Below are 20,689 nucleotides of genomic sequence, written 5' to 3' on the forward strand. Positions count from 1 at the left end.
CGGGTCAGGACGCCTGCTGCACCGACTTCGCCGGCAGCCAGCCAAGCCCGGGATTGGCCGTCAGGTGGTCGATCAACAGCTCGGTCGACGTGGTCGGCGACAACTGACTGACGACGTGCCAGGGCCGGCTGATCGGCGTGCCATGCACGGCGATCTCGACCAGATCGCCGCCGTCGAGTTCGCGCAGCACCGCCTGCCGGGACACCAGCGTGACGCCCAGCCCGGCCACCGCGGCCGCGACCACCGCGCCGTGCGAACCCAACACGAGCTGCGGCGGCGTCACCTCCAGATCCTCGAGCAGCGCCATCAGGGTGGACCGGGTACCCGACCCGGTCTCGCGCAACAGCCAGGTTGCGGTGGCCGGGTCGATCCCCTTGGCGAGCGCCGGGGCGCCGACGACGACCAGGGTGTTCGGGCTCACGGCCCGCATTCGCACCTTCCGGCGCAGATCCTCGGGCGGGCGGCCGGCGACTACCAGATCGACTTCGTGTCGCGCCAGCATGGGCCAGACCAGGCTGCGGGAAGCGACCTCGAGGTGCAGTACGACTCCGGGATACCTGGTCCGGAAGGAAGCCAGCGCTGCCGGGATGAGCAGCTCGCCGGCCGACGTGACGGCCGCCAACCGCACCGATCCGTGCTCCGGATCCGCTTCGCCGCGGGCGGCCAGGATCGCCTCGTCGTGCAGGCCGAGAATCCGGCGCGCGTACTCGACGTACCGCTCCCCGGCCGGGGTGAGCCGCACCCCACGGCCGTGCCGGTCCACCAGGGCTATCCCGATGTCGTTGCTCAGCGCGCGCAGCGCCGACGAGATCGAGGATTCGGTCACCACCAGGCGCTCCGCGGCACCGCGAACCGAGCCGGTTTCGGCGAGCTCGACCAGCGCACGCAGCCGCGCGTTGGTGGTCATCGGCGCCCTCCTGCCACGGTGTCGACGGGATCGGTACCGAACACCCGGCTCGCCAGAATATCGGCCGGCTCGATGGTGGAAAGCCCGGCCAAACCGACATCGCCCCCGGTTGCGAGCAGACGTCGGGCGTGCCGAAGCCGGGCCCGCTCCAGTGCATTGCGCACGCTGCGCGCATTCGCAAACCAGGGTTGGTCGATCCGCAACTCGAGATACCGGCGTAAGACCTCGCGGGCCTCATCGGAGAACCGATAGCCCAACTCGTCGGTCATCAACAGCGCGATGTCCTCCAGCTCGCCGACGGCGTAGTCGGGGAAGGTGATGTGGTGGGCGATCCGGCTCTGCATTCCGGGGTTGGCCGAGAAGAACTGATCCATCTTGTCCGCATAGCCAGCCAGAATCACCACCAGGTCAGCACGATGGTTCTCCATCACCTGAAGCAGAATCTCGATCGATTCCGACCCGTAGTCGCGGTCATTCTCCACCTTGTACAAGTAGTAGGCCTCGTCGATGAACAGCACGCCACCCATCGCACGCTTGATGACATCCTTGGTCTTCGGAGCGGTATGCCCGACGTACTCCCCGACCAGATCATCGCGAGTCACGCTGACCAAGTGGCCACGCCGCAGATACCCCAGCCGGTGCAGCAGATCGGCCATCCGCAGCGCCACGGTGGTCTTGCCCGTCCCGGGATTCCCGGTGAAGCACATGTGCAGCGTTGGCTGGGGCGCATTGACCCCGAAGCGGGCCCGCATCCGGTCGACGAGCAGCAGCGCGGCGATTTCGGCGATCCGGGTTTTCACCGGCTCCAATCCCACCAGTTCGCGATCGAGTCCGGCCAGTACGTCATCGACGCCCGAATCCTTCCGTGCGGCGGCAATGTCGACGACCGCGCCCGGGGGCAGCAGATCCTCCGCGGGCACGTCCGGTTCCCCGTCCAGCTGCGGACCGGGGGCCGGACGTGGCCGGTACCCGAATGAGCTGCGCGGGTTCTCGGCGGATTGCGGCTTATTTGGTGTCTGCAATGTCATCGGTCAGTCCGATCGGTACCGGTCCCCCTCGGGACGTTCGGTGGCATACGAATGCGTGGTGTACCCGATCTGGCGGTTGGCCCGCTCGGCGCGGTCGAGCCGGAAGCCGGGCTCCTCGGCGGGCCGGTTGACGATGAACGACAGCGCCGTCGTCTGTCGGCCCAGGCTCGCGTCATACGCGTTCAGCCGGATGTAGCTGTTCGGGTTCGCCGATCGACACGCGTTGACCTCCAGCAGCACGCCGGCCGGATCCTTGAGGTCGAACATCGGCAGACCCCACATCTCCCAGTAGGTGTTGCGTGGATGGGGGTCGTCGGTGAACTCGACCGACAGCGGCCACTCATTGGACAGTGCGTAATTGATCTGTGCGGTGATCTCCTCATCGGTGAAATCGGGCAGGTACGAGAAGGTGCCCTGGGTGATTCGCATGTGTGAGCTCCTTTCGTGTCAGACGGTCGTCGGCGTCGCGACGACGTCGGGGGTGTCGGTGGATTCGTAGTTGAAGGTGATATCGCCCCAGGTGGCCAGCGCGGTGTCCAGCGCGCGGTTCTTGGCCGCGGCCTTCTTGAGGATGTCTGGGCCTTCCTTGTAGTAGTCCCGGCCCTCGTTGCGGGCCTTGATCATGGCTTCCAGCGCGACCCGGTTGGCCTCGGCACCCGCGGCGATACCCATCGGGTGTCCGATGGTGCCGCCGCCGAACTGCAGGATCACGTCCTCACCCAGGTAGTGGATCAGCTGATGCATCTGGCCGGCGTGGATCCCACCGGAAGCGACCGGCATGACGCCGGGGATCGATGCCCATTCCTGGTCGAAGTACAGACCCTTGACCGGATCGGCCTGGATGCTGTCCAGACGCAATGTGTCGTAGAAGCCGGCCGTGGTGTTCGGGTCACCCTCGAGCTTGCCAACGACGGTGCCCGCGTGGATATGGTCGACACCGGCCAGCCGCATCCATTTGGAGATCACCCGGAAGCTCACACCGTGTGACTTCTGCCGGGTGTAGGTGCCGTGCCCGGCACGGTGCAGATGTAGCAGCACGCTGTTGTCGCGAGCCCATTTGGCCATCGATTGGATGGCGGTATAGCCGATGGTCAGATCGATCATCACCACCACGGAACCCAGTTCGGCGGCGAAATCCGCCCGCTCGTACATCTCTTCCATGGTTCCCGCGGTGATGTTGAGGTAGTGCCCCTTGATCTCACCGGTTGCCGCCTGGGCACGGTTGACCGCTTCCATGCAGAACAGGAACCGGTCGCGCCACCGCATGAACGGCTGCGAGTTGATGTTCTCGTCGTCCTTGGTGAAGTCCAGGCCGCCGCGCAGGGCCTCGTACACCACGCGGCCATAGTTGCGCGCCGACAGGCCCAGCTTGGGTTTGGTGGTCGCGCCCAGCAGCGGTCGGCCGAACTTGCCCAGATACTCGCGCTCCATGACGATGCCGTGCGCGGGCCCCTGAAACGTCTTGACGTAATGCGTGGGAATCCGCATATCCTCCAGTCGCAGCGCCTTGAGCGGCTTGAACCCGAACACGTTGCCGATGATCGAACTGGTGAGGTTGGCGATCGACCCCTCCTCGAACAGGTCGATGTCATAGGCGATCAGCGCGATCCACTGCCCGGGGGCATTGGGCACCGCCTCGACGCTGTAGCACTTCGCCTGGTAGTGCTCGAAGGTGGTGAGCCGGTCGGTCCACACCACGGTCCATGTCGCGGTACTGGATTCACCGGCGACGGCCGCACCGGCTTCCTCGGGCGGCACACCGTCCTGGGGGGTAATCCGGAAGGCGCACAGCACATCTGACTCCTTCGGGACGTAATCCGGCTGCCAGTAGCCCATCTCTGCGTAGGGAATGACTCCCGCGTTCCATCTATCTGCCATGCGAACGATCGTGGCAGCCAATACTAAACCTGTCTATCGATAGAAATGGGTTGAAACTGAAGTAAATACTTAACTATTAAACCACCCCCGGGCATTCCTCCGATCGGGTGAGGTCGGCGTGTTTCGACGGACCTACGTTGTGCTCAGTCGATCAAGGACAGGAGTTCCGATGAGTACGTGTAACGAGACCGCGGCCGCCATGACCATGCCCGGCAAGGGAATCCTTGCCGCCGACGAGAGCATCAGCACCATGTCGACGCGACTCGAGCAGGTGGGTGTGGTGCCGACCGCCGAGAGCCGCCGCGACTATCGCGAGCTGTTGGTGACCACGGCCGATCTGGCGGCGGGGGTATCGGGCGTCATCCTGTGCGAGGAGACCCTGGGACAGGTGTTCAGCGACGGCCGACCTTTCCCCGAGGCGATCCGGACGCTCGGCATCCTGCCGGGCATCAAGGTCGATACCGGGGCCAAACCGTGCCCGGGCCTGCCGGGAGAAACCATCACCGAGGGGCTGGACGGGCTGCCTGCCCGACTGGCCGGCTACGCCGAGGCGGGAGCGGTATTCGCCAAATGGCGCGCGGTATTCACGATCACCGAGGAAAGACCCAGCTGGGGCGCCATCGCGGCGAACTCCAGTGCGCTGGCCCGGTATGCCGCGGCGTGTCAGGAGGCCGACCTGGTTCCGATTGTCGAACCGGAAGTCCTGATGTCGGGTGAACACAGCCTCGAGCGCTGCGCCGAAGTCACGGCGAGCGTGCATGCCGCGGTACGCCAGCAACTCCGCGCGATGAACGTGGGCCTGGCCGGGATTGTGCTCAAGCCCAACATGGTGATCGAGGGCGAGGATCATCCGGTCCGGGCCACCCCGGAACAGGTGGCCGAGGCCACCGTCGCCGTGCTCCGGGCCTGGCCGGCCGAGCTGGCCGGGGTGGCGTTCCTCTCTGGCGGGCAGGAGCCCGAGCGGGCCACCGCCAACCTCGCGGCGATGCAGAGCCACAACACGCCGTGGCCGCTGACATTCTCGTTCGGCCGAGCGCTGGTGTCGCCGGCGCTGGCGGCCTGGCACGGTGACGAAGGTTTGGTCGAGGCCGGACAGCGGGCGCTGGCCAGTCATGTCGCGGCGAACGCCAACGCGCTACGGGGCCGCGAGAGGCTTCAACCGGCGTGATCGGCGGCCGCGTCGACCGGCACGGTCACCGTGACCGTGGTGCCCCAACCAGGGCGGGAACGGACCGATAGCTGGCCGCCGACCAGCTCGGCGCGCTCACTCATCGACAGCATGCCGTAGCTGGTCGGAGCGCGGTCCGGGGCTGGATCGAAACCGACGCCGTTATCGCTGACCTCTAGGCGCGCCGTGCCGCCATCGTCGACCTCGAACCACACCTTGGCCGTCATGGCCCGCGCATGCTTGACCACGTTCTGCAGACACTCTTGCGCAATGCGGTACAGCGCCACCTCGACGTGTTCGGGCAATCGCCGGTCGGCCAGCTCGAGGTCCAGATCGATTTCGGGTATCGACGAAGCCAGACTGGCCAGCCCGCCGACCAGACCGAGATCGTCCAGCACCGGCGGGCGCAGCCCACCGATCGCCGCGCGCGCCTCGGCCAGCGTCAGATCCACCAAATCACGGGCCTTCTCCAACTGGTCGGCGGCCTCGGGTCCGTCGGATGCGCCGACCGCCCGCGCCGCCGCATCGAGTCGGTACGTCAGGCTCACCAGCCGTTGCGAGATCCCGTCATGAATATCGCCTGCCAACCGGCGCCGCTCGGATTCCTGTGCGGCAATCACCTGTTCGGCGAAGTTCTCGTGAGCCCGCTCGCGGGCCGCGACCTGGCGGTGCATCCGGGCCTGGTCGAGCGCACCGGCAAGCAGCCTTCCGATCGCGAGCAACAACTCGATGTCCCGACCCGTGAAGTCATGCCGGGCAACGGTGTGCACGTTCAGCACACCAACCAACCCACCGAGTTCGGTCTGCATCGGTACCGAGGCCATCGAGGTGAAGTCCGAACCACGCAGCGACGCGATCGGCACATAGCGCGAATCCTCGTCCTTGTTGTCGGTGATCACCACGGGCGCACGATGACTGGCCACCCAGCCGGACACGCCCTCGCCCAGCGGCATGGTGATCAGACCCACCTGTTCGTCGAACGGGGGCGTCGCACCCGCAAGGGTGAGCGAGCGCCCGGAATCGTCCAGCACGTGCACGAAGCACACGTCGGAAGCGGTGACCGAAGTGATCAGCTCCGCGACGGCCGCAGCCAGTGACTCGACTCCCGGGCCGCTCGAGGTGGCCGCAACGATGCCAAGCAATAGCTCGACCTCGCGATCCTCATCGACCAACCCATGGACCAGGCCGGTCATTGGTAGATGCCTTCACGTAGCGCGGTGGCGACCGCGGCGGTGCGGTCACCGACGCCCAACTTTCGGTAGATGGAGCGCAGGTGGCTCTTGACCGTCTCGTCACCGATCACGAGTTTGCCTGCGATACCGCGATTCGACAGCCCGGCGACCACGAACGCGAGGATCTCGCTCTCCCGCTGGGTCAACCCGTGCCGCGCGCCCGGCCAGAACTCGTCCCGTTGCAGCCGCGCCGCGGTATCGGCCGCCCGGGCTGCCAGTCCGGCGTCGATGGCGGTCGAACCGGCCTGCACATACTCGAGCTGACGAACCAATTCGTCGCTGCTGATGCCTTTCAGCAGATACCCCGACGCACCCGCTCGCAGTGCCTGGAACAGGTACTGCTCATCTTCGTACACCGAGAGCAGAACCACTTTGCGGTCCGGGTCCCGTTCCCGAATCGTGCGGCACAGATCCAGACCGCTGGCCCCCTGCATGCGTACATCGCAGAGCACGATATCGGGCTGAAGGCTGGCGATGACGCCCAGCGCATTCTCCGCTCCGACGGCCTCACCGACGACACGGACACGATTCTTGAACGACGCCAACATCGCCTTGAGTCCCTCGATGATCATTTCGTGATCATCGACCAGTACCACCCGCACCGGAACTGCCGCCGTTGCCGCCGTCATGTGTTCACCATAAACGCGACAGCAAGGAACCGTACGAAGAATTCCTGGCAGGTCACCGACCGCACAATTGGGGAACAACCTTCGATTCCCCCACTCGGGGGAGTCGCCAACGGGCATACCGTCATAGCGTCGTGAGGCATCCAGCCCTCAGGAGGTTCTGCTCGTGACATCTCCCCCCGCGACCCTGGTCGCATCCGTACTGCCTGCGGATTTCGCCGAACTCGGCCGCGACGTCACCGCGATCGCGGATGCCGGAATCGACCGGATCCAATGGGATGTGATGGACGGTGTGTTCGTCCCGAACATGACCTTCGGACCCGATGTCATCGCCGCCTGCAGGGACCGGGTGGACATCGGCTTCGAAGCCCATCTGATGGTCGACGATCCCGATCCCATGTTGGCGCGCTGGGTCGAGGCCGGGTGCGAGATCGTCATTGTGCACGCCGAGACATGTCGGCATCTTCATCGAACCCTTTGCGCCATCGAGGATCTCGGCGCCAAGGCAGGAGTCGCGATCAACCCGGCAACCCCACTGTGCGCCGTGGCCGATGTACTCGACCGCACCGATCTGTTGCTCGTGATGACGGTGAATCCCGGCTTCGGCGGCCAACGGTACCTGGCCAGCATGGAATCCAAGATCGCCGCGGCCAGAACGGAAATCGATCGACGCGGGCTTCCCATCGAACTCGAGGTCGATGGCGGCATCGGCCCGGCGACCATCGGTCGTGCGGCGCGGGCCGGCGCCGACACATTCTGTGCCGGGTCGGCCCTGTTCAGCAACTCATCCACCATGTCCGAGCAGGCGGCCGCACTGCGCGCCGCGGCCGGCGAACAGACCGGAAGGCTCGTCGCAGGATGACCACCACCACGACGAACACCGTCACCGCGGCCAACGAACGCAAAACACCTTCCTACTCAGCGGAATTGGATGCGCTGGCGATCAACACCCTGCGCTTCCTGGCGGCCGATATGGTGGAGGCCGCCAACAGCGGCCACCCCGGGCTCCCGCTGGGGACCAGCACCATCGCCTGGACCCTGTGGTCGCGCTACCTGCGCCACGATCCGGCGGACCCGCAGTGGCCGGACCGGGACCGATTCGTGCTGTCCGCGGGCCACGGGTCGGCGCTGCTGTACGCGCTGCTGCACCTGTTCGGCTACGACCTGCCGATGTCCGAACTACGCAAGTTCCGCCAACTGGGCTCACGCACACCCGGACACCCCGAGTTCGGCCACACCCCCGGGGTGGAGACCACGACCGGGCCGCTGGGCCAAGGCATCGCCAACGGGGTCGGGATGGCTCTCGGCGAACGGATGCTGGCCGCGCGGTGCAACACCGCTGAACACACCGTGGTCGACCACCGAACCTGGGTGCTCGCCGGCGACGGCGATCTCATGGAGGGGCTCAGCCATGAGGCCGCGTCGCTGGCCGGTCGCCTCGGCCTGGACAAACTGACCGTCATCTTCGACGACAACGACATCACCATCGATGGCGCCGCGTCGAACTCGTGCGCCGATGACGCTGCTGCGCGATTCACCGCCTACGGCTGGCGAGTGGTCTCGGTGCCGGACGGTAACGATGCCGAAGCCCTGGGCCAGGCATTTCGTTCGGCAATGGAGTCCGATGGTCGGCCCACGTTCATCCAGGTCCAGACCACCATCGGCTTCGGCGCGCCGGGCGTGGAAGGTACCCCGAAAGCGCACGGCAGCCCGCTCGGCGCGGCCACGCTCGCCGCGATGCGCAAGCGATTCGATTGGCCCGACCAGTCGTTCCGGGTACCGGATGCGGTCGGCGCCAGCGCGGCTGCGCTCGCCGCCGCCGGGACCATCACACACGCCGAATGGACTCGCATCCACACCGCCTGGCAGTCGGCCAATCCCGAGCTGGCCGCCGATTTCGCACTGGACCGAATCGCGCTGCCCACCGATGCCGCAGATGCGCTCGGCCGCTGCGCCCGCGACGTGGCGGTCGCCGACAGGATGGCCACCAGAAAGGCATCGGGCAAAGCCCTCAACGCCCTGGCCGAAGTCTACCGGGGGCTCGTCGGAGGATCGGCGGACCTCGCCGGGTCGACCAATACCGCGATTCCCGGCGGCGATGTCAGCGCCGATGACTTCAGCGGCCGCACGATACATTTCGGCATCCGGGAACACGCGATGGCGGCCGTGATGAACGGAATGGCGCTGCATCGCGGCCTGCGTCCATTCGGGAGCACCTTTCTGGTGTTCTCCGACTATCTGCGGCCGGCGCTGCGCCTGTCGGCGTTGATGAAACTGCCCGTCGTCTACATCTTCACGCACGATTCGGTGCACGTCGGGGAGGACGGGCCCACACATCAGCCAATCGAGCAGATCGAGGCGTTGCGGCTCATTCCGGGGCTGACGGTGCTGCGCCCTGCGGACGCGGCGGAGACCGCGATGGCCTGGCAGCTGGCCGCGGAAAATACCAGTGGGCCAACGGCACTCATCCTCAGCCGGCAGGATCTGCCGACCCTGGGCGGCGACGGGCTCGACGATATCGGTACCCACGGCGCGCGGATCGTCCGGTCCGGCGGCAAGTCCGCCGACGTGGTTCTGGCCGCCAGTGGGTCCGAGGTTGGACTTGCCCTCGAGGCCGCCGAAATCCTCGGTGAACGCGGCGTGGCGACCACGGTCGCATCGGTGATGTGCCGGGAGCGCCTGGAGTGCACATCGCACGGCACGTGGGCCGGGTTCCCGGACGCGCCGGTCGTCTGGATCGAGGCAGGTGTCACCACCGGTTGGCGGGCGCTGTCGAGCCCCCGCGATCGAGTCGTCGGGCTCGAACGCTTCGGAGAGAGCGGACCCGGCGCGGCGGTCGCCGCACACATGGGTTTGACGCCCGCCGTGGTCGCGGATGTCGCCGAGGATGCACTGTCGGGCCGAACCGGCTGAGCCTCGGGCGGATTCGTGGTTCGCGGCAAACTGGTCCGATTCCTCGACAATCACCGGGGATCTCGTCGGCGGCCGGTGATGCTCGCGATTGCCGGGGACAGCGCCTCGGGCAAGAGTACGGTCGCCGCGGGATTGGTCAACACGCTGGGGCCGCATCGGTGCCTGTCCATCTCGACCGACGATTACCACCGCTTCGATCGGCTCGAACGCTCGCTCAACGGGATGACTCCCCTGCACCCGGACTGCAATCACCTCGACATCCTCGGCCAGCACCTACAGTTGCTCGCCACCGGGCAGTCCGTCCTCAAACCGGTATACGACCACGCCAGCGGGCGGTTGCTGCGTCCTGTCGTGGTAGATCCCGCCGACTACATCATTGTCGAGGGCCTGCTGCCGTTGCACACCAATCTGTGCCGCGCGTGTTTCGACCTCGCCGTGTATCTCGATCCGGATGACAATGTCCGTCGGGACTGGAAGACCCAGCGCGACTGCGCGTCTCGCGGGTACACCCCGGATCAGGTGCTGACCGAACTTGCCGACCGGGAGTCCGACGCGCAGCAATTCGTACTGCCGCAGCGGGCATTCGCCGACCTGGTGGTGCGGTTCGCACCCATCGAGCAGCGCAACGACCCGCCGGATACGCCGCTGTCGGCGACCCTGCTGCTGCGACCCAACATTCCCCAACCCGATCTCACCTCGGTGCTGCGGCCCGAGATCACCGCCACCATGCACATGGGTCTGGCCAACGATCACGACGGGCGCCCGGTGGACAGCCTGCACGTGCACGGCTACGTCGATCCCGAGGAGTCCGCGCGGGCGGAGAAGCTGCTCTGGCGAGCGCTCACCGAGGACCGGCTCGAGATGACCGACGCGCTCGGTGCGATCGCCGGTGGTCACAGCACCCCGTTGGCGGTGACCCAGATGATGCTGCTGTTCCATCTGCTCAAGGCGACGCGATGACCCGAGTCGCGCTGAACTCCGGCATCCTCGACGTCGGCGCGCGTTCAGACGAGCTGGCCGTGCAAGATTCGGCTGTCGGTTTACCAGCGCCACCGCTGCTCGCCGTCCAATGCCGCGCCATCCACCAACATTGCTGGTCGAAAGCTCGGCGACTACGTCCTCCTCAAGGCAACATGGGGTAATGCACGAACTATCGCTGTGTCACGCCATCGCCGGGGTGGTCAAATCGCATACCGCCGGTCGGCAGGTCGATGTCGTGCGGGTCCAAGTCGGCGCCCTGCGCCAGGTGGTGCCCGAATCGCTGGAGTTCTGCTGGACGTTGGTACGAAGCCATGAGGACATGCCCGAAGCCGAACTCGAACTCGAACTGGTCCCCGCCGAAGTGCGCTGCGGCCAATGCGGACACCGCGGGGGGCTCGAATCACGCTGGGCGGTGTGCTGTTCTCGATGTCGGAGCGGCGAAGTCGAGGTACTGCGCGGCAATGAGTTTCTGGTGACGTCACTCGACGTCACGTGACGAAAGGTCTCACTATGGGTCGATTCCACCGCCACGATGACGGTACGGTGCACGATCACGAACATCACGGGCACGACGGGCACGACGGGCACGACCACGGCGACCATAGCGGATACGGAACCGGCGCCCAACGCGTGGAGGTGCTCGAATCGATCTTCGCCGAGAACGACATCCGCGCCGGCATCAACCGCGATCTCCTCGAGGCGAACGGGATCCGCGCCCTGAATCTGATGAGCTCCCCGGGTTCCGGGAAGACCACCGTGCTGGCGTCCACGCTGGACACCCTGGCCGCCGAGATGGGTATCGGCGTGATCGAGGGCGATATCGCGACCGACCTCGACGCCGCCAAACTGAGTGGTCGCGGCGCACAGGTATCGTTGCTCAACACCAACAACGGCTTCGGCGGCGAATGCCACCTGGACGCCCCGATGGTAAACCGCGCGCTGGCGGGACTCCGGCTGTCCGAGCTGGACCTGCTGGTCATCGAGAATGTCGGAAACTTGGTCTGCCCCGCCGAGTTCGACGTTGGCGAACACGCCAAGGCCATGGTCTACTCGGTCACCGAGGGTGACGACAAGCCCTTGAAGTACCCGGTGATGTTCCGCGCCGTCGACTTGGTGCTGCTCAACAAGACCGACCTGGTGCCGCACCTCGACATCGATGTCGGCGATTACATCGCGAGTATTCGCGCGGTCAACCCCGCGGCGACCATCCTGCCGGTCAGCGCCCGGACCGGCGATGGAATGTCAGCGTGGTACGACTGGGTGCGCAGTTTTGTCGCCGGATAGCACTCAGGAGAAGCGCAGCTGGCGCCCACCGCGCTCGGCGGCACGTTTGATCAAGCTCGCGGCAATCTCGGCGCGACTCCGAGTACGGTGCGAGGCGATGCGCTTGCGCACCACGCCGTCGGCGAAAATTACGACGATGTCCACCGCCCATTGACCGCACTCCTCGACCACGAAGGTTTCGACTCCATGGGCTTCATCGGCGCAGCTCTCAGGACGCACCGCCGTTGGCCGAGCCTTCCACTCTGCCACCCCTTCGCAGGAGCACTCGCGGATTGACTGGGACATCTGAAATCCACTGCTCATCGGCAAAGCATGTCGAAGGAACCGCCATAAGTGAGGGCTACCTAACCTAACTATTCGAAACTGGCCGCTCCTGACCTCGCCTCGGCCAAACTTGTGATTGACATCACATGCTTGCCGGGTAGACCCTGGACTAACGCCGCGCAAGTGGGCCGACGGTCGACTCCGGCGGCGCAGGGGCTCCAGCCCAGCCCCGGGAAGCTGCAGCATGCCCACGGAAGCAGCAGTCAAAGCAGAAGAAGCACTGATCCATGTTCTGTGGATCAATGCAGGCCTGAGTTGTGACGGCGATTCGGTGGCGCTGACTGCCGCTACCCAGCCCACAATCGAGGAGATCGCGCTCGGGGCGCTGCCCGGTCTGCCCCAGGTCGCCATGCACTGGCCCTTGATCGACTTCGAGTGCGGCCCCGCCGGCGGGGCCGACGACTTCCTCGGTTGGTTCTTCAAGGCCGACCGCGGCGAACTCGATCCGTTCGTGCTCGTCGTCGAGGGCTCGATCCCCAATGAGCAACTCCACGCCGAGGGCTACTGGTGCGGGTTCGGCAACGACCCGGCCACCGGCCAGCCGATGACCACCAGCGAGTGGCTGGACCGGCTCGCGCCGAAGGCCACCGCGATCGTGGCCGCGGGGACGTGCGCCACCTACGGCGGCATCCACGCCATGGCCGGCAACCCGACCGGCGCGATGGGCGTACCCGACTATCTGGGTTGGGACTGGAAGAGCAAGGCCGGCATCCCGATCGTCTGCGTGCCAGGATGTCCCACCCAGCCGGATAACCTGTCGGAAACGCTGACCTATCTGCTGTACATGGCCACTGGTCAGGCGCCCATGATTCCGCTCGACGACGCCCTGCGACCACAGTGGCTGTTCGGCGCCACCGTGCACGAGGGCTGCGACCGGGCGGGTTACTACGAACAGGGCGACTTCGCCAAGGAGTACGGGTCACCCAAGTGCATCGTCAAGCTGGGCTGCTGGGGGCCAGTCGTGAAATGCAATGTGCCGAAGCGAGGTTGGATCAACGGAATCGGTGGCTGTCCCAATGTCGGCGGCATCTGCATCGGCTGCACCATGCCGGGATTCCCCGACAAGTTCATGCCGTTCATGGATGAACCGCCCGGCGGCAAACTTTCGACCGCCGCGTCGGGGATCTACGGATCGGTGGTGCGTAGCCTGCGCCACGTCACCCAGTACACCGTGGACAAGGAACCCAAGTGGCGGCACCGCGGTAAAGAACTCGTCACCGGGGCGCGACGCACCTGGTAGGTGCCGCGTCGACCAACTGCCCGATGGACAACTCGAATAGAAGGCACCAAGATGACAACCATCATCCCCGAGCCGTCACAGATGAAGAACGTGCCGGGCCAACTCGTCGAGATGGCCTGGGATCCGATCACCCGGATCGTCGGCAGCCTCGGCATCTATACCAAGATCGACTTCGAGAGCCGCCAAGTCGTCGAATGCCACAGCACCTCGTCGATCTTCCGCGGCTACTCGATCTTCATGAAGGGCAAGGACCCTCGCGACGCGCATTTCATCACGAGCCGCATCTGCGGTATCTGCGGCGACAATCACGCCACCTGCTCCTGCTACGCGCAGAACATGGCCTACGGCGTCAAGCCGCCGCATCTGGGCGAGTGGCTGATCAACCTTGGCGAGGCCGCCGAGTACATGTTCGACCACAATATCTTCCAGGAGAATCTGGTCGGGGTCGACTACTGCGAGAGGATGGTCTCGGAGACGAACCCCAGCGTGCTCAAGAAGGCCGAGAACACTGCGGCGCCCCACGCAGATGCCCACGGTCACAAGACAATCGCCGATATCATGCGAGCCCTCAACCCGTTCTCCGGCGAGTTCTACCGAGAGGCGCTGCAGGTCAGCCGCTATACCCGGGAAATGTTCTGCCTGATGGAGGGCCGGCACGTCCACCCGTCCACCCTCTATCCCGGCGGCATCGGAACCACCGCCACCATCCAGTTGATGACCGATTACATGACCCGGCTGATGCGCTACGTCGAGTTCATGAAGAAGGTCGTGCCCATGCACGACGATCTGTTCGACTTCTTCTACGACGCGGTTCCCGGCTACGAGCAGGTCGGCCTGCGGCGCACGCTGCTCGGATGCTGGGGCAGCTTCCAGGACCCCGAGGTATGCAACTTCGACTACAAGGACATGGAGCGCTGGGGCAGGGCGATGTTCGTGACACCGGGCGTGGTGGTGGACGACAAGCTGGTGACGACCTCGCTGGTCGACATCAACCTGGGCATCCGGATCCTGTTGGGCAGTTCGTATTACGACGACTGGACCGATCAGGAGATGTTCGTGCAACGCGATCCGTTGGGCAACCCGGTGGACCGCCGGCATCCATGGAACCAACACACCAATCCGCGGCCACAAAAGCGCGATATGGAAGACAAATACAGCTGGGTGATGTCCCCTCGCTGGTTCGACGGCAAGGATCACCTCGCCCTCGACACCGGCGGTGGACCGCTTGCGAGGCTGTGGACAACGGCGCTTGCCGGGCTGGTCGACATCGGCTACGTGCAGTCGACGGGTCACAGCGTGAAGATCAACCTGCCCAAGACCGCGCTGAAGGGACCCGTCGAGCTGGAGTGGAACATTCCCGAGCACGGCAGCAACACGCTCGAGCGCAACCGGGCCCGGACCTACTTCCAGGCCTATGCCGCTGCGGCCGCACTGCATTTCGCGGAGAAGGCGCTCGTGGAGATCCGCGCCGGGCGTACCAAGACCTGGGAGAAGTTCGAGGTGCCCGAGGCGGGCATCGGCTGTGGCTTCACCGAGGCCGTCCGCGGCGTGCTGAGTCACCACATGGTGATCCGGGACGGCAAGATCGCCAACTACCACCCCTATCCACCCACGCCGTGGAACGCCAACCCGCGGGACAGTTACGGAACGGCCGGGCCCTACGAAGATGCCGTCGCCGGCAGTCCCATCTTCGAAGAGAACGACCGCGAGCACTTTAAGGGCATCGACATCATGCGTACCGTGCGCAGTTTCGATCCGTGTCTGCCGTGCGGTGTGCACATGTACCTCGGGGAGGGCAAAACCCTGCAGAGACTGCATTCACCGACGCAGACGGCCACCGGGGAGTAGGACATGACCGGCCGCGCCAGTCCCCCGGGTGATGACGGCCGGTGGCGTACGGCCGGTGACCGCATCGAGACCCTGCTCGATGCCGCCGGCACCGGGACGGGCGGCCCCCGGGGGCGGGAGCGTGCCGAACAACTCGTCCGCGAGGTCGTCGAACTCTACGGTGAAGCGCTGCAGCGCATCGTGACGATGGCCGAGGATCACCACCTGGAGCAGCTGGCCGAGGACGATCTGGTCGCCAGCCTGCTCCTGGTGCACGGCCTACACCCGCACGACCTGAGGCGTCGGGTCTCGGATGCATTGGACCGGGTCCGCCCGTACCTCGGGTCACACGGCGGGGATGTGGATCTCCTCGAGATCACCTCGGGACCCGAGGGTGCCACCGTGCGGCTCCGCTTCACCGGCAGCTGCAAGAGCTGTCCATCCTCGGCGATCACCCTCGAGTTGGCCGTCGAGGATGCCGTCCGAGCCGCCGCCCCCGAGGTGACCGCCATCGAAGTGGTTGCCGCGCCGGACAGTCCCTCCGAGCCCGCCGCGGCGGTGATTCCCGCCGAATCCCTGCTGGGCCGGGTGCGCGCACATCCGACCCGGACGTCCTGGCACCCCGTTCCCGACATCGCGGATCTGGCCCCCGGCGAGGTCGGCGGATTCGACGTGGGTCCTTACGTCGTGCTGGCCTGCCTTATCGGAGACAACCTCTACGCCTACCGGGACCACTGCCCATCCTGTGATGACTCCATGGCCGGGGCGGTCCTGCACCGCGTCCTGGGATCACGCGACCCGGTGCTGCGCTGTCCGCACTGCGGCGCCCATTACGACGTCGTGCATGCCGGAGCGGGCCTGGCGGAAACAACCGGGCACCTCGAGCCGCTGCCGCTGCTGGTTCGTGACGGGGTGCTATCGCTGGCCATGGCCGTCGCGCCCACCGGGGTCTCAGCATGAGTGGACCGTATGACGTGTTGTCGCGCATCACTTCCCGCCGTCCTCAACCGGTAGCCGGCGAGCGTTGCGAGATGTGCGCCGAAGATATCGGCGACCACCATCAACACGTGGTCGATGTCGTTGGCCGCCAACTGATGTGCGTATGCCGCGGATGCTATCTGCTGTTCACCGACAGCCGGGCGGACCTGCGCTACCGGGCCGTACCGGACCGGTTTCTGTCGTTCCCGGAGTTCACCGTGGACCGCCATGCCTGGAGCGCACTGCAAATCCCTGTCGAGGTCGCCTTCTTCTTCCGCAACTCGGCATTGGACCGGGTTGTCGCGTTCTATCCGGGCGCGGCCGGGGCATGTGAATCCGAGTTGGAACTCGACCTGTGGGATGCGGTCACGGCCGGGGACGACCGGAGCGCATTGCTCGCCGACGATGTCGAAGCGCTGCTGATCCGGATGCCCGAAATCGGGACACCGCAATGCTTTCTGCTCCCGATCGACACCTGTTACGAATTCGTCGGCGGGCTGCGTTCGTTATGGCGCGGCTTCGACGGCGGCACCGACGTCCACGCATTCATCGACGGGTTCTTCGGCACGATCGGCGAGCGGGCCAAGGATGTTCCACCGTGAGCGATCTGACGTTCACCGTGGTCAACGTCGAGCCGGAACCCTATGCGGCGACGCCGGTGCTGGCGGCGCACATCGCAGTGTCGGCGCGCACCGAGGACCCCGTCCACGCGATCGCATTGCGCTGCCAGGTGCGTATCGAACCGCTGCGGCGCGGATACTCCGACGCCGAGGCCGCGGGACTGCTCGATCTGTTCGGCCCACGATCGCGCTGGGCCCGAACCCAGCAGACCTTCCTGTGGCAGCAGGCCGCCACGATGGTGCCCGGATTCACCGGCACGGCCACCGTCGACCTACCGTTGGAGTGCACCTACGACTTCGAGGTCTCTGCGTCGAAGTATCTGCACGCGCTGCGCGACGGATCGCTGCCGCTGCAGTTCCTGTTCAGCGGAACTGTTTTTCGCAAGGGTGCCAACGGATTATGGGTGCAGCAGGTGCCCTGGGACCGCGACGCCCGCTACGATCTGCCGGTATCGGTGTGGCGCGAGCTGATCGACACGCACTATCCGAGCCTGGGTTGGGTGCGGCTGAGCCACGACACCATCGCCGCCCTGGCCGCGTACAGGTCGCGACGCGGTCTACTGGGCCTCGACGACGCGCTGGCCAGCTTGTTGCCGTTGCCGGAGGACGTGCCGTGAGCGTCGACAGCACCGTGATGGACCGGGCCCGCGCAGTAGCCGACGCGGTGCTCTACGAGGGCTACCTGCTCTATCCATACCGCGCCACGTCGAGCAAGAACCAGGCGCGTTGGCAGTTCGGTGTGCTCGGCCCGCCCGGCGCTGAGCGCGCGGGTCTCGGCGAGAACTCCTCGATGTCGGCGCAATTGCTCGTCCGCGACGCCACCGGGCTCCGACTGATGGTGCGGTTCCTGCATCTGCAGCACCGCCGTGCCGAACGCGCACTGGAGTCGGGCGGATACCGACTGGTCGACGAACTCAGCACACCGACGGGCTCCTGGATGACCTGGGATGAAGCCGTCGAAACGGAGCTTCACTACGGCCCCTGGGATTTCAGTGATCCCCAACGTCGCTTTCCGGTCTCCGCACCCGCAGCCACCAATATCGAGGAGCTGACCGGCGGCCGACTGGTGCGGGAGCGGCACGGCGTCCACGGCCTGCTGGACGTCACCGTCGAAGCCGCGGGAGCCGTCGACCGGGTCACCGTGACCGTCCACAACACCGGTGCCCCCGCAGTCGACCGCCACGACGCGATCGCCCGGTCGATGATCGGCACCCATGTCATCCTCGAAACCGTGTCGGGCGGCTTCGTGTCGCTACTCGACCCCTCCGCTGACGCCCTGGTGGCGGCGCACGGCTGCGAGCACCACCGCTGTTTCCCGGTCCTGGCCGGACCCCCCGGCTGCGATGAGCTGGCGCTGATCTCACCGATCATCCTCTACGACCACCCCGAGATTGCCGAGGCGAGTCGAGGCGAACTCTTCGACGCAACGGAGATCGACGAGATCCTGACGCTGCGGGTGATGACGATGACCGACGAAGAGAAGACCCAAGCTCGGGCCACCGATCCACGTGCCGCTCGCATCATCGATCAGTGTGACGGCATGTCCGCCGAGGCGATGTTGGACCTGCACGGGATCTTGCGCAATCCGCACGCCGACCCACATTGTCGGCCGGCCGGACTGATCCCGGAGATACCCGACGGTGTGCAGTGGTGGGACCCGTTGGCCGACAACGCCGTTGCCCCGGAGACAGACGGCGTCCTGATCAGCGGCGTGCGGGTGGCACGCGGCAGCAGAGTCCGGCTGCGACCGGTCCGACGCGCGGATGCCCAGGACATGTTCGTCGCCGGAAAAACGGCCCGGGTCACCTCAGTGCACGAAGACGTCGACGGCGAGAAGCATGTCGGCGTGGTCGTCGAGGACGATCCGGGCGCGACCCTTCGTGAAAGTTACGGTCGCCACCTGTATTTCTCCCCCGACGAGATCGAACCCTTGCCGGAGACCGAACCCTAGATCCCGAAAGGAGCTTCTCATGGACGTAGTTGGGTGGACCGCCACCGCGGTGGTCGTATTGGTACTACTGGCGGCTGCGGCGGTCGGAGTGCGGTCGATTCCAGATATCCGGCGTTACCTGAAGATGCGACAGATGTAGATCGGTGGCGGTACGCATCCTCGTTGCCGGGATCGGCAACATCTTTCTCGGCGACGACGGCTTCGGCCCCGAGGTGATTCAACACGTCGTCGTCGACAATCCCGATGTGTGCGTCGTCGATTACGGTATCCGCGGCATGCACCTGGCCTACGACCTGCTGTACGGCTGCGGCACCCTGGTGCTCGTCGATGCGCTCCCGGACCGGGGTGCCCCCGGACAGGTGCGGGTCTTCGAGGTCGATCGCGAATCGCCCGAGACGGTGCCGATGCTGGACGCCCACGGGATGGATCCCGCCGCGGTGTTCGCCAGCCTCCGAGCACTCGGCGGCAGCCCGCCACGCACCATCGTGGTCGGCTGCCAGGTACAGGCCGTCGCCGAGGGGATCGGTCTGTCCGATCCGGTCCGCGGCGCGGTTCCCGGTGCGGTGCAGGCAGTCGAGACCACCGTGGCGTCGTTGCTGGTATCCGACGGCGCGCTGTCGGGGAGCGCGGACTGATGTGCCTTGGCATTCCCGGCCAGGTGGTTCGGCTACTCGACGGGTATTCCGGTCAGCTCGCACTCGTCGATGTCGCCGGTGAGCATCGCAAGGTGAACATCGGCATGCTGCCCGACCAATCGTTGGCCCCGGGTGACTGGGTCATCATCCACATGGGCTTCGTCATGGAGAAGACCGACGCCGCCGGTGCCGCCCAAGCGATGGCAGGACTGGAAATCATCGGACGCGGCGACGCCCCACCGTAACCGGAGTCAATAGGCCGCGGCGCGGCGCGCAACGACCACCAGGTACTCCCACTCCATCCCCGACTCCTCGGCCAGCGCGCAGTCGCCGAGTTCGGCCAGCGCCGCGTCCAACTCTGCCACCTGGTCGGGGTGATCCGCGATACCGCGGTAGGCGACGATCGTCGGCCCGTAGTTGGCCTTGAAATAGTCACGGAACGCGGCGCCGTCGGCGAACCGGTCCACCGCCAAGGCGTGCCGCTCGGCGACAAGGTCATCGACGCCGCCGTTGAGCAGGGCCACGACGTGGCCCTCACTGCCCCACAGCGGCGGCGGCGAGACACCGGCCGGTGGTGCGGGCACGTACGGCCGCATCGCCGCGAACATCCGGCCGACGAATCCCTCCGGGGTCCAGCTGAGCACCGCGATGGTGCCCCCGGGCCGGCACACCCGGACCAGCTCCGCGGCCGCCCGCTGATGGTGCGGTGCGAACATCACCCCGATGCAGGACATCACAATGTCGAACTCACCGTCGGCGAACGGCAACGCCTCGGCGTTGGCGGCCTTCCAGGTCAGCTCCAAACCCTGTGCCGCCGCGCGCTGTTCGCCACTCTCGAGCAGCTCCGGCACCAGGTCGGTGGCCGTGACGTCGGCGCCGGCCGCCGCAGCGGCGAGCGCCGCGTTGCCGGTGCCGGCGGCCACGTCGAGCACCCGCATGCCCGGTCCGATCCGGGCCGCGGAGACCAACGCCTGGCCCAGCGGCGCCACCACTTCGGCCGCGATGGTCGGGTAGTCCCCCAGCCCCCACAGCCGACGATGCTTGTCTTCCAGTTCGCGGTCCGGGACCGAGGATCTCGGTGCGTTCACACCACCGTT

At 66.1% G+C, this 20,689-nt stretch carries 23 protein-coding genes; 15 read left to right on the forward strand and 8 right to left on the reverse strand.

Features of this window, described 5'->3' with window-relative positions; genetic code table 11:
* Positions 1-4 precede the first annotated feature (4 nt).
* Genes EL338_RS15965 through EL338_RS15980 form a run of 4 tightly spaced genes read right to left on the reverse strand, consistent with a single transcriptional unit; the run spans position 5 to position 3,813 of the window.
* The gene (locus EL338_RS15965) at positions 5-907 is read right to left on the reverse strand and encodes a LysR family transcriptional regulator (RefSeq protein ID WP_126334637.1); all 903 of its coding nucleotides are present in this window, start codon (positions 905-907) and stop codon (positions 5-7) included.
* Positions 904-1,935: a CbbX protein gene (gene cbbX, locus EL338_RS15970; protein ID WP_126334638.1), complete on the reverse strand. Its 1,032-nt coding sequence runs from the start codon at positions 1,933-1,935 to the stop codon at positions 904-906. The genes EL338_RS15965 and cbbX overlap by 4 nt, the downstream gene beginning before the upstream one ends.
* A 3-nt stretch (positions 1,936-1,938) precedes the next feature.
* Complete coding sequence (locus tag EL338_RS15975; protein WP_126334639.1) at positions 1,939-2,364, reverse strand: ribulose bisphosphate carboxylase small subunit; 426 nt, start codon at positions 2,362-2,364, stop codon at positions 1,939-1,941.
* Positions 2,365-2,382: 18 nt separating this feature from the next.
* Entirely contained in the window at positions 2,383-3,813 is a 1,431-nt protein-coding gene (locus EL338_RS15980; protein WP_126334640.1) for a form I ribulose bisphosphate carboxylase large subunit, read from the reverse strand.
* Between the two features lie 169 nt (positions 3,814-3,982).
* Here EL338_RS15980 and EL338_RS15985 point away from each other — a divergent pair, with 169 nt between their 5' ends.
* On the forward strand, positions 3,983-4,981 hold the full coding sequence (locus EL338_RS15985) for a class I fructose-bisphosphate aldolase (protein WP_126334641.1): 999 nt from the start codon (positions 3,983-3,985) through the stop codon (positions 4,979-4,981).
* Here EL338_RS15985 and EL338_RS15990 read toward each other — a convergent pair.
* A complete protein-coding gene (locus EL338_RS15990; protein ID WP_126334642.1) occupies positions 4,969-6,174 on the reverse strand; it encodes a GAF domain-containing sensor histidine kinase in 1,206 nt (401 codons plus the stop codon). The two genes, EL338_RS15985 and EL338_RS15990, sit on opposite strands and share 13 nt — an antisense overlap.
* Positions 6,171-6,842: a response regulator gene (locus tag EL338_RS15995; RefSeq protein ID WP_126334643.1), complete on the reverse strand. Its 672-nt coding sequence runs from the start codon at positions 6,840-6,842 to the stop codon at positions 6,171-6,173. The genes EL338_RS15990 and EL338_RS15995 overlap by 4 nt, the downstream gene beginning before the upstream one ends.
* A 163-nt stretch (positions 6,843-7,005) precedes the next feature.
* Between EL338_RS15995 and rpe the strand changes: the two genes are divergently transcribed.
* From rpe to hypB, 5 genes are all read left to right on the forward strand, one after another.
* Positions 7,006-7,701, forward strand: coding sequence for a ribulose-phosphate 3-epimerase (gene rpe, locus EL338_RS16000; protein ID WP_235666167.1), 696 nt, complete (start codon positions 7,006-7,008; stop codon positions 7,699-7,701).
* The gene (gene tkt, locus EL338_RS16005) at positions 7,698-9,752 is read left to right on the forward strand and encodes a transketolase (protein WP_126334644.1); all 2,055 of its coding nucleotides are present in this window, start codon (positions 7,698-7,700) and stop codon (positions 9,750-9,752) included. Before rpe ends, tkt begins: the two co-directional genes overlap by 4 nt.
* A gap of 78 nt (positions 9,753-9,830) precedes the next feature.
* A complete protein-coding gene (locus tag EL338_RS16010; protein ID WP_126334645.1) occupies positions 9,831-10,712 on the forward strand; it encodes a phosphoribulokinase in 882 nt (293 codons plus the stop codon).
* Between the two features lie 181 nt (positions 10,713-10,893).
* On the forward strand, positions 10,894-11,229 hold the full coding sequence (locus tag EL338_RS16015) for a hydrogenase maturation nickel metallochaperone HypA (RefSeq protein ID WP_126334646.1): 336 nt from the start codon (positions 10,894-10,896) through the stop codon (positions 11,227-11,229).
* A 14-nt stretch (positions 11,230-11,243) separates the two neighbouring features.
* Positions 11,244-12,017 carry a hydrogenase nickel incorporation protein HypB gene (gene hypB, locus EL338_RS16020; protein WP_126334647.1) on the forward strand — a complete coding sequence of 258 codons (774 nt, stop codon included), beginning with the start codon at positions 11,244-11,246 and terminating at the stop codon, positions 12,015-12,017.
* Positions 12,018-12,020: 3 nt separating this feature from the next.
* Here the strand turns inward: hypB and EL338_RS16025 are convergent, their stop codons facing one another.
* Positions 12,021-12,320 carry a hypothetical protein gene (locus EL338_RS16025; RefSeq protein WP_235666168.1) on the reverse strand — a complete coding sequence of 100 codons (300 nt, stop codon included), beginning with the start codon at positions 12,318-12,320 and terminating at the stop codon, positions 12,021-12,023.
* 205 nt (positions 12,321-12,525) lie between these two features.
* Between EL338_RS16025 and EL338_RS16030 the strand changes: the two genes are divergently transcribed.
* From EL338_RS16030 to EL338_RS16065, 9 genes are read left to right on the forward strand one after another with little or no spacing between them, the layout of a single operon-like run.
* Positions 12,526-13,581 carry an NADH-quinone oxidoreductase subunit B family protein gene (locus EL338_RS16030; RefSeq protein ID WP_126334648.1) on the forward strand — a complete coding sequence of 352 codons (1,056 nt, stop codon included), beginning with the start codon at positions 12,526-12,528 and terminating at the stop codon, positions 13,579-13,581.
* A gap of 51 nt (positions 13,582-13,632) precedes the next feature.
* Positions 13,633-15,429, forward strand: a complete 1,797-nt coding sequence (locus EL338_RS16035; protein WP_126334649.1) for a nickel-dependent hydrogenase large subunit — start codon at positions 13,633-13,635, stop codon at positions 15,427-15,429.
* Between the two features lie 3 nt (positions 15,430-15,432).
* On the forward strand, positions 15,433-16,368 hold the full coding sequence (locus tag EL338_RS16040) for a NifU family protein (RefSeq protein WP_126334650.1): 936 nt from the start codon (positions 15,433-15,435) through the stop codon (positions 16,366-16,368).
* A complete protein-coding gene (locus EL338_RS16045) occupies positions 16,365-16,988 on the forward strand; it encodes a DUF5947 family protein (protein WP_126334651.1) in 624 nt (207 codons plus the stop codon). Before EL338_RS16040 ends, EL338_RS16045 begins: the two co-directional genes overlap by 4 nt.
* Positions 16,985-17,623 (forward strand): DUF6084 family protein, encoded by a 639-nt coding sequence (locus EL338_RS16050; RefSeq protein WP_126334652.1) that lies wholly within the window; start codon positions 16,985-16,987, stop codon positions 17,621-17,623. Before EL338_RS16045 ends, EL338_RS16050 begins: the two co-directional genes overlap by 4 nt.
* Before the next feature lie 17 nt (positions 17,624-17,640).
* Positions 17,641-18,957 (forward strand): hypothetical protein, encoded by a 1,317-nt coding sequence (locus EL338_RS16055; RefSeq protein WP_126336911.1) that lies wholly within the window; start codon positions 17,641-17,643, stop codon positions 18,955-18,957.
* A 19-nt stretch (positions 18,958-18,976) separates the two neighbouring features.
* A complete protein-coding gene (locus EL338_RS26945; RefSeq protein WP_435404907.1) occupies positions 18,977-19,096 on the forward strand; it encodes a DUF6893 family small protein in 120 nt (39 codons plus the stop codon).
* Positions 19,097-19,100: 4 nt separating this feature from the next.
* Positions 19,101-19,592 carry a hydrogenase maturation protease gene (locus EL338_RS16060; protein WP_126334653.1) on the forward strand — a complete coding sequence of 164 codons (492 nt, stop codon included), beginning with the start codon at positions 19,101-19,103 and terminating at the stop codon, positions 19,590-19,592.
* Positions 19,592-19,837 carry a HypC/HybG/HupF family hydrogenase formation chaperone gene (locus EL338_RS16065; RefSeq protein ID WP_126334654.1) on the forward strand — a complete coding sequence of 82 codons (246 nt, stop codon included), beginning with the start codon at positions 19,592-19,594 and terminating at the stop codon, positions 19,835-19,837. Before EL338_RS16060 ends, EL338_RS16065 begins: the two co-directional genes overlap by 1 nt.
* 6 nt (positions 19,838-19,843) lie before the next feature.
* On the opposite strand, the gene EL338_RS16070 is transcribed toward EL338_RS16065, so the two are convergent.
* Positions 19,844-20,680 (reverse strand): class I SAM-dependent methyltransferase, encoded by an 837-nt coding sequence (locus tag EL338_RS16070; protein ID WP_235666169.1) that lies wholly within the window; start codon positions 20,678-20,680, stop codon positions 19,844-19,846.
* Between the last annotated feature and the right edge of the window lie 9 nt (positions 20,681-20,689).

Source organism: Mycolicibacterium chitae (genome assembly GCF_900637205.1).
Lineage (GTDB): Bacteria > Actinomycetota > Actinomycetes > Mycobacteriales > Mycobacteriaceae > Mycobacterium > Mycobacterium chitae.

Excerpts from the sequence above, each read along its gene's own strand:
- EL338_RS15965 (WP_126334637.1), bottom strand. The coding sequence starts at position 907 with ATGACCACCAACGCGCGGCTGCGTGCGCTGGTCGAGCTCGCCGAAACC.
- cbbX (WP_126334638.1), bottom strand. The coding sequence starts at position 1,935 with ATGACATTGCAGACACCAAATAAGCCGCAATCCGCCGAGAACCCGCGC.
- EL338_RS15975 (WP_126334639.1), bottom strand. The coding sequence starts at position 2,364 with ATGCGAATCACCCAGGGCACCTTCTCGTACCTGCCCGATTTCACCGAT.
- EL338_RS15980 (WP_126334640.1), bottom strand. The coding sequence starts at position 3,813 with ATGGCAGATAGATGGAACGCGGGAGTCATTCCCTACGCAGAGATGGGC.
- EL338_RS15985 (WP_126334641.1), top strand. The coding sequence starts at position 3,983 with ATGAGTACGTGTAACGAGACCGCGGCCGCCATGACCATGCCCGGCAAG.
- EL338_RS15990 (WP_126334642.1), bottom strand. The coding sequence starts at position 6,174 with ATGACCGGCCTGGTCCATGGGTTGGTCGATGAGGATCGCGAGGTCGAG.
- EL338_RS15995 (WP_126334643.1), bottom strand. The coding sequence starts at position 6,842 with ATGACGGCGGCAACGGCGGCAGTTCCGGTGCGGGTGGTACTGGTCGAT.
- tkt (WP_126334644.1), top strand. The coding sequence starts at position 7,698 with ATGACCACCACCACGACGAACACCGTCACCGCGGCCAACGAACGCAAA.
- EL338_RS16010 (WP_126334645.1), top strand. The coding sequence starts at position 9,831 with ATGCTCGCGATTGCCGGGGACAGCGCCTCGGGCAAGAGTACGGTCGCC.
- EL338_RS16015 (WP_126334646.1), top strand. The coding sequence starts at position 10,894 with ATGCACGAACTATCGCTGTGTCACGCCATCGCCGGGGTGGTCAAATCG.
- hypB (WP_126334647.1), top strand. The coding sequence starts at position 11,244 with ATGGGTCGATTCCACCGCCACGATGACGGTACGGTGCACGATCACGAA.
- EL338_RS16025 (WP_235666168.1), bottom strand. The coding sequence starts at position 12,320 with ATGAGCAGTGGATTTCAGATGTCCCAGTCAATCCGCGAGTGCTCCTGC.
- EL338_RS16030 (WP_126334648.1), top strand. The coding sequence starts at position 12,526 with ATGCCCACGGAAGCAGCAGTCAAAGCAGAAGAAGCACTGATCCATGTT.
- EL338_RS16035 (WP_126334649.1), top strand. The coding sequence starts at position 13,633 with ATGACAACCATCATCCCCGAGCCGTCACAGATGAAGAACGTGCCGGGC.
- EL338_RS16040 (WP_126334650.1), top strand. The coding sequence starts at position 15,433 with ATGACCGGCCGCGCCAGTCCCCCGGGTGATGACGGCCGGTGGCGTACG.
- EL338_RS16045 (WP_126334651.1), top strand. The coding sequence starts at position 16,365 with ATGAGTGGACCGTATGACGTGTTGTCGCGCATCACTTCCCGCCGTCCT.
- EL338_RS16055 (WP_126336911.1), top strand. The coding sequence starts at position 17,641 with ATGGACCGGGCCCGCGCAGTAGCCGACGCGGTGCTCTACGAGGGCTAC.
- EL338_RS26945 (WP_435404907.1), top strand. The coding sequence starts at position 18,977 with ATGGACGTAGTTGGGTGGACCGCCACCGCGGTGGTCGTATTGGTACTA.
- EL338_RS16065 (WP_126334654.1), top strand. The coding sequence starts at position 19,592 with ATGTGCCTTGGCATTCCCGGCCAGGTGGTTCGGCTACTCGACGGGTAT.